This window comes from Pseudomonas sp. F8002 (assembly GCF_013385495.1).
Lineage (GTDB): Bacteria > Pseudomonadota > Gammaproteobacteria > Pseudomonadales > Pseudomonadaceae > Aquipseudomonas.
This window is the reverse complement of the sequence record NZ_JACAPW010000025.1, coordinates 100,460-113,377: the sequence shown is the minus strand read 5'-3', so window position 1 is coordinate 113,377 and position 12,918 is coordinate 100,460. Positions and strand designations below refer to the sequence as shown.

Below are 12,918 nucleotides of genomic sequence, written 5' to 3'. Positions count from 1 at the left end.
CTGAGTCGGGCTTTTTATCGTAGGCATTTGGCCTCAAAAGGACATGTTGAGGCTCTGAATGGCTGCGTTACGGTTGGATGAATCTTTTGAGGAGGTTCCGCTCCTCGATGAACATTGTGCTATTTTGCACACTATAAGCGTTGATCATTTTGAGTACGGAATCTGGTACCTGCCCTTGTCAGCCGGTCTTTCAGCACACAAAGAGCGCATAGAGGACCAGCTGGGTCGTAAACTTCCCCGAAATTGCTGGGAAATAAAGTTTGCCCTAAAGCGGGACTTTGTGCTTGGAGTGCCAAGCTTTACAGAGCCTGGAACCCATGAAGATCTTGGGTGTCTTAATTACAGGCAGATGATGACGTTAGGTGCAGGGATTTTCCAGTCTTCCTGGATGCTGAGACGACATCGTGAGGTCAAGGGGTTTGTTGCGATTGCCCTTGAAGATCGCCCAAAGCTTGGTCCATACTATGGGCGACTGCTAAATAGCTACCGAGATCAGCTCGGTTACAGTATCTATCCAGTATTAGAGGGATCCGGTTATGCGATCTTCTGAAGTCAAAGAAAAAGCACATATCAGCAAGGCCGAGCGCCTCAATGCTGCGTTGGCTTTGTACAAAGCTGCCAAGGATGCTGGCACGGTTCGTCGCGTACCAATCGGCGCACAACCAGCTTAATCTAATGCTGTGAGAGAAAGCCCGGCCACTGAGTCGGGCTTTTTTATGCCTGTGCCCCATGTCATATTGCTCACTCATGGATCTGAAAGGGTGAGCGCTATGCCTGGCCAAATAGTTAAGCTTGAAGGTGATGCTCTTGGGTACCACCTAAAAGAGGGGAAGGGGTGGCAAGAGGGATATGTGGTCATTCTTAACCTAGCGATGCTCCATAGGATTTTTGCTACTCGGGAAGAGGCTCAGGAATTTGCAAACTCCCTACCTGCCGGGTGGGAGCCTGAGTGGAAAATATCTACCGAAGAGATACCGAAGTAAGTCATGTTCAAGAGCCCAGCCACCGAGTTGGGTTTTTTTATGTCCTGACTTTGTGCGCGACACCATAGCCAGGGTGGGCCTTCGGGCGGGCCTGGACGCGGTACCGCCGGTAGTCACGCGTTACGAAAGAACACCGGCAGCCAATGCACCTATTACCTCCAGTTGATGCTGGGTGATGTTGGCGGGCAGCGTGGGAAAACACGCATTTTTTATGCAGATGAGTCGCAGGCTGAGGCGCTAACGATGCGTGACGATGCCAGGTCGTGGCACGCAAAGCACGGCGGGTTCGGTGACTTGATCGCCGAGGTTCAACCCATCTGGCAGATTGGGGACCACGTCGAAAACCGGAGATCAGTGCCGGCCATCTGCGCCTATTCATGGCGTCAGCACTTGCTGAGGCACAGTTTGACCCCGTGCGAATCGCGCATGGGCGCCGTTTTCATCGGGGTTGATCTACGGGGTTCGGTCCCTCGGGGTCGGGAAACGGTTCACAGTCCGTCCTGGCCCGTAATGGTGACGATCAACCCCCGATGCAGATGCACAAAGCCCGGCCGGCAGCAGTGACGGCGCAGGGGGAACAGTCAGCGTGGGGACTGGGGGGAAGCGCCACGACAGCGATCTGACAGGGTCGCCATCTATATCAACGCACATTGAGCCAGGGTGCGCAGTTCTGCGCAGTCAGTGCGCACCTGCGCAGCTTGCGCAAAAACAGACGCTGCGCGGGTTGTGTGAATGTTTCAGGGGATTGGAATTGCGCATATTGCGCAGCTAATGCCCGATTGTTTTATGCAGGTTATCGCCCAGGCAGCTGGGCTAAGTTGGTAGAGGCGTCGTCTAATCCCGTGCGGACAATGGGCGGCTACGCGATGAGAGGGCAGGGTGCGCGACCCGGCGATCTGCCCCACCAGAGCTGGAGAGTTGCACCAGCCACCTGCACCCATTCAAGAGCCCCGCCAGTGTGCGGGGTTTTGCGTTACTGGAAGGCGGCGCCAAGTGGTAGGCAAACCGGTTTGAACCCGGTGCTGCTGGAAACGGTAAGGGTTCGACTCCTTCGCCTTCCGCCAAACAACAGTCATGTGGGTGAATGCACAAGGATGAGCAATGGCCGGATCAGCAGCATGGATCGCGTCCGGTTGCCCGCGCCTATTACGACCTGGAGATCAGCGCCAATGGCCAGATCGCGCTCGTGATGGCCGCAGAGCCGCCATTCGTTTTGCACGCTGACACATGCCTCATCAACGGCCGATTGATTGCGGGCAGCCAACCAGACAGGTGACACCATGCCTTACGTAGTAATCCCTCAGCCCTTCCCGAAGTCGCCACTGCAAACGCAGTTCGACACAGAGGATGAGGCGAACGCCCGCGCTCAAGCGATGATCGAGCAGGCGCCGCAGCAAGCCGTTTATGTCGCTGAGTTGAAGACGCTGTACCAGGGCCAGGTGACTGTCACCACGGCCCCAGCGGTCACTCAGCCAAAGAATCCCGAGCAGGGGTGATTGCACCGCCACGCCGTGAGGCGTTGCAGCGACGTGCCGTATCGTCGAGATGACGACACTTAAGCACAAACCGCCAGGGTTCGCCCTGGCACTTATTCAGGGCCTCAGCACATGCTGGGGCCTTTTCGTTTTCGGCCCCGCCACACCCTTCGCACTGAGCAGGGAGTGCCGCCGGGGCTGACCTATTGCTGGCGAAGGCCAATTTCTTCATGGAGTGACGATGGATCCTACTGACCTCGGCCCAGGCACAGCTACCTGGCTGGGCGGTAGCGCCACCGTTGTACTGGGCGGCCTGCTTTGGCTGCGCCGGTTCCTTTCCAAGGACGCGACCGACCGGGCAATGGACAGCGCCGATATCGGCACCCTGAAGCGCCTGAACGAGCTACTGAACCAGGAGCGCGCCGCGCGCAAAGAAGCCGAGGCCCGCGCCGATCAGTTCGCGAAAGAGCGGAATGACCTAGCGGCCGCCGTTGGGCGCATGGAAGGCAAGATCGAAGCGCTGACCAGCCAGGTCGCTCAACTTACTGACCGCGTGACGCAGCAGAGCGACGAGATTACTCGCCTGCGCACCAAGCTGGGAGGAATCGCCTGATGGACAGATGCGCATTGGAATTTATCGCACGCCGTTGGTGGCGCCGGGCCGAGGTCTGGGCCATTGCAGTCGTGCTGGTGGGTGGTGGTGCCGTTCTGGGTTACCAGGCTGCCTACTGGTCGCTAGCCGAGAGCCAGAGCAATCAGGTCAAGGGCATCCGCGAGGCGTACGACACCGCGATGACTGAGCGTGATAAACGCCTGGAAGAGCTGACCCGCAAGACCGGTACCGCCGCCGACAAAGCCACGAAGGCTGCAACGACAGCGGCCCAGGCTGCCGACAAAGCGGACGAAGCCCTCAATCGGGTATCGCAGTAATCCGCGCCACGTTTTCGAATGCGCCAAATCGTGGCGCGCAACTGGAGAGAATCCATGACCCCCGAGCAATTTGCATACTGGCTGCAAGGCTTCACCGAGCTGAACCCAGACATGGGTCAGCCCACCCCGACGCAGTGGAAGGCCATCAAGGACCACCTGGCCATCGTGTTCAACAAGGTCACGCCTACGGGCGAAAGACGCTGGCGGCGCCCCCTAAATCCGAGCGCTGACCCGGCCGCCCCAGGCTTTCTGCTCCTCCAGGCGCACCTCAATGGCCAGCCTCCAACTGTCACCTGCTAGGGCGTGGTGAAGAACACCAGACCCTGACGGCGCCTTCCTGCTCACAGACCCACATCACGGTAATTCAATGACGACCATTGCCTACAAAGACGGCGTTATCGCCTATGACGGCCGCCAGGTCCGTAACGATCGAGTCGTTTCCGACAGCGCACAGAAGTGCCAGGTTGTAGATGGTGTCAGCTTCTTTCTGTCGGGCGCCGTGTGCGACGAAAAGGCTTTGATCGCCGCTTACTTCGGCACTCCCTCGCCATTGCCTGTGGAGTGCTCTGGTTATGTCGTCGACGGCGGCAAGCTGCTGATGATCGGTCACGACGACACGACCGGGATATGGAAACAGGATCTTGACCCGTCGAACCCGGACGCCATCGGCAGCGGTGCGCCTTACGCTTTGGCCGCAATGGATATGGGTGCAAGCGCGGAGGAGGCGGTGCGCGCTGCGATGAAGCGGGATATCTACACGGGCGGCACGGTCCGCACTGTCACCATAGCTCCAGGGGAGCCGAGGGCTACGCCATGACCACGATCACAACGCCTCGCGGCGTGCGCAACAACAACCCCGGTAACATCGACTACAACCCGCGCAATGTCTGGCAAGGGCAGCTTGGGCTAGAAGTTGGCGTGCCATCCCCACGGTTTGCACGCTTTGACAGACCTGAGAACGGTATCCGCGCCCTGGGCAAGCTGCTGATCAACTACCGAGGCAAAGACGGAATGCCTGGCGTGGGCGGCCCTGGCATCGACACCGTGCGCGAAACCATCACCAGGTGGGCGCCAGGCAACGAGAACAACACTGAGGCCTACATCGCGGCCGTGGCCCGCCGCCTGGGCGTGAGCGCCAATGACGTGATCGACGTCAGGAAACCCGCCATCTTGGTCCTGATGGTGAGCGGCATCATTGCCCATGAATGCGCGGGGTTTGCTTATCCGGAAACAGTGTTAGCGGAAGGGCTCCGCCGAGCATTGTCATGATCCGATACCTCATCGCTGCCCTGGCTGGCTGCCTGATTCTGATTTATGGCGGCTGGCAGCAGATTCAATCCCAGGCCAAGGATCTGGCCACCGCAACCTATCTGGTCAAAACGTTGAACAAGGCCGCCGAATCCCGGCGCAACACTCAGCGCCTGATCGCCCAGTTCGACACCGACCAAACAAAGGCGCTGACCGATGCTCAGAACACTATCAAGCAGCTGCGCGCTGATGTCGCTTCTGGCGCTCGCCGGTTGTCAGTCCCAGCCAAGTGTCCCGTTGTGCGAGCCACCACCACCGCCGCCGGCCTGGATGATGCAGAAACGCGAGCCGAACTTGACCCCGCGGCTGCTGCACGAATTATCGCCATCTCAGCCGACGGCGACGAGGCCATTCACGCCCTGACCGGCCTGCAGGACTACGTCACAAAGTTCTGTCTGGGCGCCGGGTCGTAACGCGGCACCACCCCGATTTTTAAGCAAAGGAAGCGCTCTCATGGCTGCTAAATGTGATTGGGCAGCCGTCGAAAGGGATTACCGGACGGGCTGCTTTACGAACCGCGAACTGGGCCGTCGGCACAACGTATCGGAAAGCTCAATCCGTAATCGTGCCGATAAGCACGAGTGGCAGAAAGACCTGTCCGAGATGATCCGCCAGCGCGTCCGTGAGAAGACCGGGCGCGCCGCCGCTGCTGCTGTAACAGAGGCAACGAACGACGCCGAGATCGTCGAGCAAGCTGCCGAGGCTGGTGCCCAGTTGGTACGCGGCCACCAGGTGGTGATCGCCAGAACCCGCGACATCACTCAGCAGTATGTCGAGCGCATTCACGAGCAGGTCGCCGCCGGCAAGATCACCGTCATGACCCAGAAGGGTGAGCCGGTCGAGATCGATATTCCGCTGGACTACGTCGGCAAGAGCATCGGCCACGCCACGCAGTCCTTGGAGCGGCTGATCAAGCTGGAACGCCAAGCCCACGGCTTGGACACTGATAAAGAACGGGAAAGCACAGGCAAATCCCTTGAGGATCTGCTGGCTGAGGCAGCTGGTGATGGGGAATGAAACCGACCGCCAACGGCTGATGCGAGAGGGCGACGAGTTCATCGCCCTGCACCGCGCCAAGCAGCTCAAGGGCAACGCTTTGCTGCTGAAAGCCCTGAGCAACAAGTGGTACAGGCTCAACTCCCTGTACAAGATCAAGGACAAGAACGGCAAGGTTCAGCGCTTCAAGCCTAACCAGCAGCAGCGCGAGCGATTCCTCAACGAACATAACCGCGACATCATCCTCAAGGCTCGGCAGTTGGGCTTCACCACCTTCGAGATGATCGACGCGCTCGACGATTGCCTGTTCACCAGGAACTACAGCGCCGGCTGCATCTGCCACACGTTGCCGGACGCCAAAGAGATCTACCGTAACAAGATCAGGTTCGCCTACGAAAAGCTGTCAGGCGACCCCGCATGGACTGCGATCTTCAAGCTGATCGGTATGCGTTTGCCGGTACCGCGCAGCGATAAGGATCAGGGCTACATCTTCGACAACGGCTCCAGCATCCAGGTGTCGACCTCGTTCCGGGGCGGTACCCTCCAGCGCTTGCATGTGTCGGAGTTCGGCAAGATCTGCAAACTGAGCCCGGACAAGGCCCAGGAGATCGTCACCGGTGCTTTCGAGGCGGTGGGCCTGGGCAACCGGGTGACAATCGAAAGCACGGCAGAGGGCCGCGAAGGCTACTTTTTCACGTATTGCGAGTTGGCCAGGGCCATCAAGGACGCCGGCCGCACACCTACGGTGATGGACTGGAAGTTTCACTTCTTTCCTTGGTTCAAAGATCCCACGTACCGCTTGGAGGCATTTGACCAGGTGGTGGTGCCGCAATGGCTGCAGGAGTACTTCGCCGAGCTGTCTGCCAAGCATGGCATCCGCCTCGATCGCGCCCAGCAAGCCTGGTACGCCAAAAAGGCCGAAGCGCTGCACGACGACATGAAACGCGAATATCCGGCCACGCCGGATGAAGCGTTTGATCAGGGCATCAAAGGCGCTTATTACCTCACGCAGATGCGATTCCTGCGGCAACAGGGCCGAATCACCAAGGCGGTGACTCGCAACCCTACGCTGCCGGTATTCACGGCCTGGGACTTGGGTATGGGGGACGCTATGTCCATCGTGCTGTTCCAGGTGGTGGGCCGCCAGGTGCACATCATCGATTACATCGAGCATTCCGGCGAGGGCATGGAGTACTACGGCGATCTGCTCAAAAAGCTGGGGTATTCCTACGGCGCCCACTACGCCCCGCACGACATCGTGGTGCGCGAGATCGGCACAGGGAAATCCCGAATCGACGTGGCAAAGCAGTACGGGATCACGTTTCAGATCGTCCCGCGCGTCTCCCGCAACAGCGAGGGCGTGCAGGCGGTGCGTAACTTCCTGCCGCTGTGCTGGTTCGCTGAGGATGAGCAAGACACCCGGGCGTCGACTGGCGATGCCGATACAGGCAGGCCAAGGACCGCCGGCGTGTCGAGGCTGATCGACTGCATCGACAACTACCGCAAGGAGTGGGATCTGAGGCTGGGCGTGTACAAGGATCAGCCGAGACACGACTGGGCAAGCCACGGTGCCAAGGCTTTTGAAACCCTGGCCCGCTGCGGGGTTTTCGAGGCTACGGGCGGGACTATCCCGGCGCCATCAACGACATCAAACACAGATCGAGCCCGACGCAGCTGGAGCGCGCACACATGACCACTATGTTTATTGAATGGAAGCAGGTCGCCGACGTCATAGCCCGCCTGGTTGCACCGCTCACCGTCCAGAGCTTCCAGCTGCGCCGTGATATTGGCTTGGTCCAGGTCGACGCGGTTGAAATCAAGGAGCCGGACGGTGGGCACCCGGCAGTTCGGGTGCAATTCGAGATGGCTCACGATCTGGGCGTGACACTCAACGTCAAATTGGCCGAGTTTGCGGCTGACCCCGTCAACTACATGCAGGATCTGCTGGCCAACCTGCGGAGGCTCGAGCACAGCGCGAAACTGCGCCGATCCGGCCGGCAGGCTGAAATCAACAACGTACACGAGGCAATGACCCATGGCTGAATTCGGTTTGCTGCAATACAGGAGCGCCGCAGACCTGCATGCCGATGACCTCGCCACTGAAGAGCAGGCGCTGCAAAGTCGACGTGCTCAGCAGGTTCAGTCGTCACTGGCGGCGCACATACGCCGGTGTTTCGAGTCTGCCAAAAATGCCAAGCGTGAGATTGACGACAGGCTGCTCGACTGCGCGCGACGCCAGAAAGGCAAGCACGAGGAGGCGAAACTCCAGGCGATCCGCGAGGCAGGTGGCAGCGAGATCTACCCCAAGCTGACCACCACCAAGTGCCGTGCGGGCGCTTCCTGGATTCGAGACATCCTTATTCCGGTCAACGGTCACCCCTGGGGGCTCGATCCAACGCCGGTGGCAGATATCCCGCCAGAGTTTCTTGCTGCATTTCAGCAGAAGCTCGCCCAACAAATGATGCAAGCCCAGCAAGTCCAGCAGGGTCAACAGGAGCAGGACGCGCCTCCACAGACGATGCCTGACCCGGCTGAGCTTGCGGTCAAGCTGCGCGAGTTGATCCAGGAGAAGGCCAAGGAAGCAAGCGAGGCACATGAAACGCTGATTGCCGACCAGTTGGCCGAGGGTGGATGGGAAACCGCGCTCGAGGAGTTCATCGACGACTTCACGATTTACCCGGCCGCATTCGTCAAAGGTCCCTTGCTTCAACGTGTGCCACAGATTGCCTGGGGCCAAAATTGGCAGATGATCGAAACAGAGGAGATTCAGCCCCTGTTTCACCGGGTTTCGCCCTTCGACATCTACCCGTCGCCAGACTCGACGAACACCGACGACGGCGCGTTCATCATTGAGCGCGAGCGCTACACTCGGTCGCGCCTCAATGCACTGACAGGGGTACCAGGGTATAGCGATGACGCGGTTCGTGCCGTTCTTGCTGAGCACGGTCAGGGCGGTCTGCGCGAATGGCTTGCAACGGATTCGCAGCGGGCACGTCTTGAGGACAAGGCCGGCGACTGGATGATCAATAACGGGGAGACCATCGAGGGCCTGCACTATTGGGGCGGTGCCCAAGGGCTGATGCTCTTGCAGTGGGGCATTGATCCATCCCAAGTGCCAGACGTGCTTGATGAGTACCAGGTCGATGCGATTCTGATCGGAAATCACGTTATCCGCTGTGTGTTCAACCGCAACCCTTTGGGCGGCCGGCCATATCACAAGGCGTCGTTCCAGATCGTGCCTGGCTCGTTCTGGGGTATGTCGATTCCTGAGCTGATGAGCGATGTGCAGGACTTCTGCGGCTCAACAGCCCGCGCGCAGGCCAACAACATGGCATTTGCCAGCGGTCCACAGGTGGAAGTGGATGAAGACCGTTTGCAGCCAGGTGAAAACCCTAACGAGATGTACCCGCTGAAGCGCTGGCGGGTGAAAAGCGGCCAGACGCCAGGGATGCAGGGTGGGGCGACGTCACCGGTGATTCGCTTTTATCAGCCGGTCAGCATGGCTGGTGAGTTGCAGGCGGTCTATGACTCCTGGGAGAAGCGCGCGGACGACGCGACGAATATCCCGCGATACATCTACGGCGCGGAAAAGATCGGCGGTGCTGGTAACACGGCCAGCGGCCTGTCGATGCTCATGGAATCGGCCAACAAAGGGATCAAGGACGCGATCCGCCATATTGACCGCGGAGTGGTTCGCCGCGTCATCGAAGCGTTGTGGTTGTTCAACATGCGGTATTCCGATGACAACGCCATCAAGGGTGACTGCAAGGTTGTGGCCCGGGGCGCAAACGCGATGTTACAGCGTGAGCAAACGCTGAACGCGCGTACGCAGTTCCTGGGTTTCACAAACAATCCGACCGACATGCAAATCCTCGGCCTTGAGGGCAGGGCCGCGATCTTGCGCAAGGTTGCTGAAAGCTTGGATATGCCAGGCCTGATCCCGACGAAAGCCGAGATGAAGGCCCAGCAGGAGGAGCAGCAGGCGCAGCAGGCCCAACAGCAACAACAGCAAGCCGCGGCGGTGGGGCAGCAGGTCGAAGCAGAAACCGAGAAAACCGCTGCCCTAACAGCTGAACTGACCGCGAAGGCCGAGAAAACCCGTGCTGAGGCCCAGCGCCTCGGCATGAGCAACGGTGCCGTGGTTGCCCAACTTCAACATGCAGGTGGCGGAGCCAATGAAACCCAGCAACCAACAGTGGCAAGCCCTGGTCAACCTGACCAACAGCCCGGAATGGAAGCACCTCAAGGAAATACTGAGCAGCCATTTGACGGAAGCGCAGCAGAACCTGGAGGGGGTGAACTGCCTGGAAGCTTTATTCAGAGCCCAGGGCCGGGCGAGCCTGGCCAGGGAGCTGATCAAGTCGTTTGAAGAATCCCGCGAGATGCTTGAGCGAATCCAGGCAAGTGCCTCGCGGCCCACCCAGTAGCTACAGAAAAAGCCGCCCAACTTGAGGCGGTTTTTTTGTGGCCACTCTCCGGTCATTCGGCCAAATGCTCGGAACCAGTAGCACACCCAGAAGCCCGGACCTGCCGGCTCTACCCAAGGAGAATACGATCAATGAGCACGCTACCCCGCAACGTACAGGCGCAGATCGATGAAGCAACGGCGATTCAGGAAGCACTGAACAAGCCGGCCGAGAACCCCGCACCAGATGCGGCTCCGGCAGCAAATCCCGATGCGCCGGTGATCTCAGACCAACAAGCACCCGCCAAACCGGAGCCGGCCCCCGCCGCCCGCAACGATGGGGCTGACTACTGGGAGCAACGCTTCAAGGTCATGCAAGGGAAGTACAACGCCGAGGTACCTGCGCTTCAACAGGAGGTATCCCGACTGACCGCAGAAATGGCAAAGGCGAAACAACCCGCAGGCAATGCCGTGCAGCGCGCCGTGTCGGATCTGACCCCCGAGGAGATCGAGGACTACGGGCCTGATCTCATCGCGATTATCCAGCGCGTGGCTGGCGGGCAGGCATCTGCCGCTAATCCCGCGGAGCTGGAAACGCTGAAAACCGAAATCGAGGGGTTGAAGCAGAACAACCAGCGTAGCGAACAGGAAAAAGCTGAGCAGGCCCGGGAGGATTTCTTCCGGCAGTTGCTCCAGCGAATCCCCGACGCTGTTGAGATCAACGGATTGCCCGCGTTCCATGAATGGCTGAGCCACATGGACACGTTCAGCGGCAAAGAGCGGCAGCAACTTCTGATCGAGGCCCAAACCGCCAACGACGCATTTCGCGCCGCTGCGCTGTTCCAGGCCTTCAAAGACGCGCAGCCCGCTTCGGCAGCACCGAACCCAGATCGCACCATTCCACCGGAAAACGTTCAGCCACGCTCCACTCGCACCGATCCCACGCCTCCGGCGGAGGGCAAGTGGTGGAGCAATACTGAAATCAACGAGTTCTATAAGGATGTGGCGCTGGGCAAGCGGTACACCAAAGCCGAAGCGACTGCGATTGAACAGGACATCTCAGACGCGGTAGCAAAAGGTCGCATTTCGCGATAGCACGCGCTCTGTAACGCCGCGAGGCGTCAAGAAATAGGAGCTACACCATGGCAGGTCCAGCACGCGCCGTAGGGCACCCAAACTACAGCTCCACCAGTGCATCGGGCTTCATCCCGGCGCTCTGGTCGGGCAAGTTGGTACAGAAGCTGTACGCCGCAACCGTATTCGGTGAAATCGCCAACACCGACTACGAAGGCGAAATCAAAAATCAGGGCGACACCATCAACATCCGCACTGTGCCGTCGATTGTCATCAAGGACTACATTATCGGCGGTGGCGTCACCTACGAGAAGCCGGTCAGCGACAAGGTCCAACTGCAAATCGACCAGGGCAAGTACTTCGCGTTCGAGGTGAACGACGTTGATGCATACCAGGCTGATATCAAACTCATGGACGAGTTCAGCACCGACGGTGGCGAACAGATGAAGATCGCTATCGACACTCAGCTGCTCAACCGTCACTACGCCGACGCCGCTGCGGCAAACCGTGGCGACAATGCCGGCGCCAAGTCGGGTGGCATCAACCTGGGCAAAGCCGGCGCGCCCGTGCAGATCACCAAAGACAACATCCTGGATGTGTTGGTGGACTGCGGCACCGTTCTCGACGAGCAAAACGTACCCGAGCAAGGCCGCTGGGTGGTTCTTCCGGCTTGGATGAACGGCATGCTGAAAAAGTCCGATTTGCGCGATGCCAGCATCATGGGCGATGCAACCTCGGTCTTCCGTAACGGCAAGGTCGGCATGCTCGACCGCTTCACCGTGTTCATCAGCAACAACACGACGGCAGTGGATGACGTCGCGGCAGCCAAAAAGGCCAGCAACGTCATGTTTGGCCACAAGAAGGGTCTCACCTTCGCCAGTCAGATGACCCAGATGGAAACCCTGCCGAACCCTAACGACTTCGGCAAACTCGTTCGTGGTTTGAACGTGTTCGGTTCCGGCGTCATCGACCCGAAAGCGATCGGCAACCTGTACTGCAGCCGCTGATCACCCATATCTCCAACCCATAAGCGGCCCTCCGGCCGCTTTTTGCATTTCTCGGAGAAAAACATGATTCGCGAATTGATTGAAAAGGCAAAAACCGCCGACAAACCGGGCTTGATCGAGATGTTGTCCGATCTGGGGGTTAAGGCAGACAACCGCAAAAGCGAGGACACGCTCCGCGCCGAGTTGCTCGAAGGGTTTGAGAAGGCTCTGGCCGATGAGGCAGACGACGAAGAAGTGCCGAACCCTGATCCGGAGCCGGGTAACGCCGGCACTGCCGGCCTCGCTGACCCGAAGACCACCGGCGATCCTGGTGCCGGTACTGACTCGGATGCGCACGTAGCACCTGAAGGCGCCGATCAGGGCCTGGGTACCGACCAGCGCGCCGAGGAAAGCACTGACCGTCAAAGTGCTGCTCTCGAAACCGTGCAGGTCGCTGCCAACCCAGGCCCAGGGCGTCACGTTGGGCCTATCTCCGTGAACGGCGAAGACGGCCAGGTGTACATCCCGCAGGCACTTGTCGATGAGATGAGCATCCCCGGCATCAACATGAAGTTGGTGGCAGGCGATCCACCGAAAGCCCAGCCCGAAGCTCATGCGCCGGACCTCGAAGACGTTGACGATGAGCAGGAGCGTTCGGTGCCCGTCACCGGCAATCGCCTGCTGCGCAACACCAGAACCGGCTGTGAGTTCGTATGGACCACCGAGCTGGCGAAACTTTCCTACATGCAAGAGGTGTAAAC

General features: G+C 59.3%; 17 protein-coding genes and 1 tRNA gene. All 18 read left to right on the top strand.

Annotated features, from left to right (window positions below; genetic code table 11):
• Positions 1–58 precede the first annotated feature (58 nt).
• The 18 genes from HX811_RS19645 to HX811_RS19565 all read left to right on the top strand — a co-directional run bounded on the left by HX811_RS19645 (position 59) and on the right by HX811_RS19565 (position 12,916).
• Positions 59–550, top strand: a complete 492-nt coding sequence (locus tag HX811_RS19645) for a hypothetical protein (RefSeq protein WP_177046979.1) — start codon at positions 59–61, stop codon at positions 548–550.
• A complete protein-coding gene (locus HX811_RS32040; RefSeq protein WP_256344447.1) occupies positions 537–671 on the top strand; it encodes a hypothetical protein in 135 nt (44 codons plus the stop codon). Before HX811_RS19645 ends, HX811_RS32040 begins: the two co-directional genes overlap by 14 nt.
• A 1,290-nt stretch (positions 672–1,961) precedes the next feature.
• Positions 1,962–2,047 (top strand) — tRNA-Ser (locus tag HX811_RS19640).
• A gap of 20 nt (positions 2,048–2,067) precedes the next feature.
• The gene (locus HX811_RS19635; RefSeq protein WP_177046978.1) at positions 2,068–2,259 is read left to right on the top strand and encodes a hypothetical protein; all 192 of its coding nucleotides are present in this window, start codon (positions 2,068–2,070) and stop codon (positions 2,257–2,259) included.
• Positions 2,260–2,263: 4 nt separating this feature from the next.
• On the top strand, positions 2,264–2,479 hold the full coding sequence (locus HX811_RS19630) for a hypothetical protein (RefSeq protein WP_177046977.1): 216 nt from the start codon (positions 2,264–2,266) through the stop codon (positions 2,477–2,479).
• 220 nt (positions 2,480–2,699) lie between these two features.
• Positions 2,700–3,071: a chemotaxis protein gene (locus HX811_RS19625; protein WP_025856073.1), complete on the top strand. Its 372-nt coding sequence runs from the start codon at positions 2,700–2,702 to the stop codon at positions 3,069–3,071.
• Positions 3,071–3,388 (top strand): hypothetical protein, encoded by a 318-nt coding sequence (locus HX811_RS19620; protein WP_102368948.1) that lies wholly within the window; start codon positions 3,071–3,073, stop codon positions 3,386–3,388. The genes HX811_RS19625 and HX811_RS19620 overlap by 1 nt, the downstream gene beginning before the upstream one ends.
• A 54-nt stretch (positions 3,389–3,442) precedes the next feature.
• Entirely contained in the window at positions 3,443–3,688 is a 246-nt protein-coding gene (locus HX811_RS19615) for a hypothetical protein (protein WP_177046976.1), read from the top strand.
• A 67-nt stretch (positions 3,689–3,755) separates the two neighbouring features.
• Entirely contained in the window at positions 3,756–4,205 is a 450-nt protein-coding gene (locus HX811_RS19610) for a proteasome subunit beta (protein ID WP_177046975.1), read from the top strand.
• A gap of 5 nt (positions 4,206–4,210) precedes the next feature.
• Complete coding sequence (locus HX811_RS19605; protein WP_177047057.1) at positions 4,211–4,657, top strand: structural protein P5; 447 nt, start codon at positions 4,211–4,213, stop codon at positions 4,655–4,657.
• A complete protein-coding gene (locus HX811_RS19600) occupies positions 4,654–5,109 on the top strand; it encodes a lysis system i-spanin subunit Rz (RefSeq protein ID WP_177046974.1) in 456 nt (151 codons plus the stop codon). The genes HX811_RS19605 and HX811_RS19600 overlap by 4 nt, the downstream gene beginning before the upstream one ends.
• 40 nt (positions 5,110–5,149) lie before the next feature.
• Complete coding sequence (locus HX811_RS19595) at positions 5,150–5,713, top strand: hypothetical protein (protein ID WP_177046973.1); 564 nt, start codon at positions 5,150–5,152, stop codon at positions 5,711–5,713.
• Positions 5,703–7,385, top strand: a complete 1,683-nt coding sequence (locus HX811_RS19590; protein WP_177046971.1) for a terminase — start codon at positions 5,703–5,705, stop codon at positions 7,383–7,385. Before HX811_RS19595 ends, HX811_RS19590 begins: the two co-directional genes overlap by 11 nt.
• Positions 7,382–7,735 (top strand): hypothetical protein, encoded by a 354-nt coding sequence (locus HX811_RS19585; RefSeq protein WP_177046969.1) that lies wholly within the window; start codon positions 7,382–7,384, stop codon positions 7,733–7,735. Before HX811_RS19590 ends, HX811_RS19585 begins: the two co-directional genes overlap by 4 nt.
• A complete protein-coding gene (locus tag HX811_RS19580) occupies positions 7,728–10,061 on the top strand; it encodes a hypothetical protein (protein WP_177046968.1) in 2,334 nt (777 codons plus the stop codon). Before HX811_RS19585 ends, HX811_RS19580 begins: the two co-directional genes overlap by 8 nt.
• Before the next feature lie 189 nt (positions 10,062–10,250).
• Positions 10,251–11,192 (top strand): hypothetical protein, encoded by a 942-nt coding sequence (locus HX811_RS19575; RefSeq protein WP_177046967.1) that lies wholly within the window; start codon positions 10,251–10,253, stop codon positions 11,190–11,192.
• Positions 11,193–11,239: 47 nt separating this feature from the next.
• Positions 11,240–12,178 carry a hypothetical protein gene (locus HX811_RS19570; RefSeq protein WP_177046966.1) on the top strand — a complete coding sequence of 313 codons (939 nt, stop codon included), beginning with the start codon at positions 11,240–11,242 and terminating at the stop codon, positions 12,176–12,178.
• Between the two features lie 63 nt (positions 12,179–12,241).
• Positions 12,242–12,916, top strand: a complete 675-nt coding sequence (locus HX811_RS19565; protein WP_177046965.1) for a hypothetical protein — start codon at positions 12,242–12,244, stop codon at positions 12,914–12,916.
• The last annotated feature ends 2 nt before the right edge of the window (positions 12,917–12,918 follow it).

Excerpts from the sequence above, each read along its gene's own strand:
- HX811_RS19645 (WP_177046979.1), top strand. The coding sequence starts at position 59 with ATGGCTGCGTTACGGTTGGATGAATCTTTTGAGGAGGTTCCGCTCCTC.
- HX811_RS32040 (WP_256344447.1), top strand. The coding sequence starts at position 537 with ATGCGATCTTCTGAAGTCAAAGAAAAAGCACATATCAGCAAGGCCGAG.
- HX811_RS19635 (WP_177046978.1), top strand. The coding sequence starts at position 2,068 with ATGCACAAGGATGAGCAATGGCCGGATCAGCAGCATGGATCGCGTCCG.
- HX811_RS19630 (WP_177046977.1), top strand. The coding sequence starts at position 2,264 with ATGCCTTACGTAGTAATCCCTCAGCCCTTCCCGAAGTCGCCACTGCAA.
- HX811_RS19625 (WP_025856073.1), top strand. The coding sequence starts at position 2,700 with ATGGATCCTACTGACCTCGGCCCAGGCACAGCTACCTGGCTGGGCGGT.
- HX811_RS19620 (WP_102368948.1), top strand. The coding sequence starts at position 3,071 with ATGGACAGATGCGCATTGGAATTTATCGCACGCCGTTGGTGGCGCCGG.
- HX811_RS19615 (WP_177046976.1), top strand. The coding sequence starts at position 3,443 with ATGACCCCCGAGCAATTTGCATACTGGCTGCAAGGCTTCACCGAGCTG.
- HX811_RS19610 (WP_177046975.1), top strand. The coding sequence starts at position 3,756 with ATGACGACCATTGCCTACAAAGACGGCGTTATCGCCTATGACGGCCGC.
- HX811_RS19600 (WP_177046974.1), top strand. The coding sequence starts at position 4,654 with ATGATCCGATACCTCATCGCTGCCCTGGCTGGCTGCCTGATTCTGATT.
- HX811_RS19595 (WP_177046973.1), top strand. The coding sequence starts at position 5,150 with ATGGCTGCTAAATGTGATTGGGCAGCCGTCGAAAGGGATTACCGGACG.
- HX811_RS19590 (WP_177046971.1), top strand. The coding sequence starts at position 5,703 with ATGGGGAATGAAACCGACCGCCAACGGCTGATGCGAGAGGGCGACGAG.
- HX811_RS19585 (WP_177046969.1), top strand. The coding sequence starts at position 7,382 with ATGACCACTATGTTTATTGAATGGAAGCAGGTCGCCGACGTCATAGCC.
- HX811_RS19580 (WP_177046968.1), top strand. The coding sequence starts at position 7,728 with ATGGCTGAATTCGGTTTGCTGCAATACAGGAGCGCCGCAGACCTGCAT.
- HX811_RS19575 (WP_177046967.1), top strand. The coding sequence starts at position 10,251 with ATGAGCACGCTACCCCGCAACGTACAGGCGCAGATCGATGAAGCAACG.
- HX811_RS19570 (WP_177046966.1), top strand. The coding sequence starts at position 11,240 with ATGGCAGGTCCAGCACGCGCCGTAGGGCACCCAAACTACAGCTCCACC.
- HX811_RS19565 (WP_177046965.1), top strand. The coding sequence starts at position 12,242 with ATGATTCGCGAATTGATTGAAAAGGCAAAAACCGCCGACAAACCGGGC.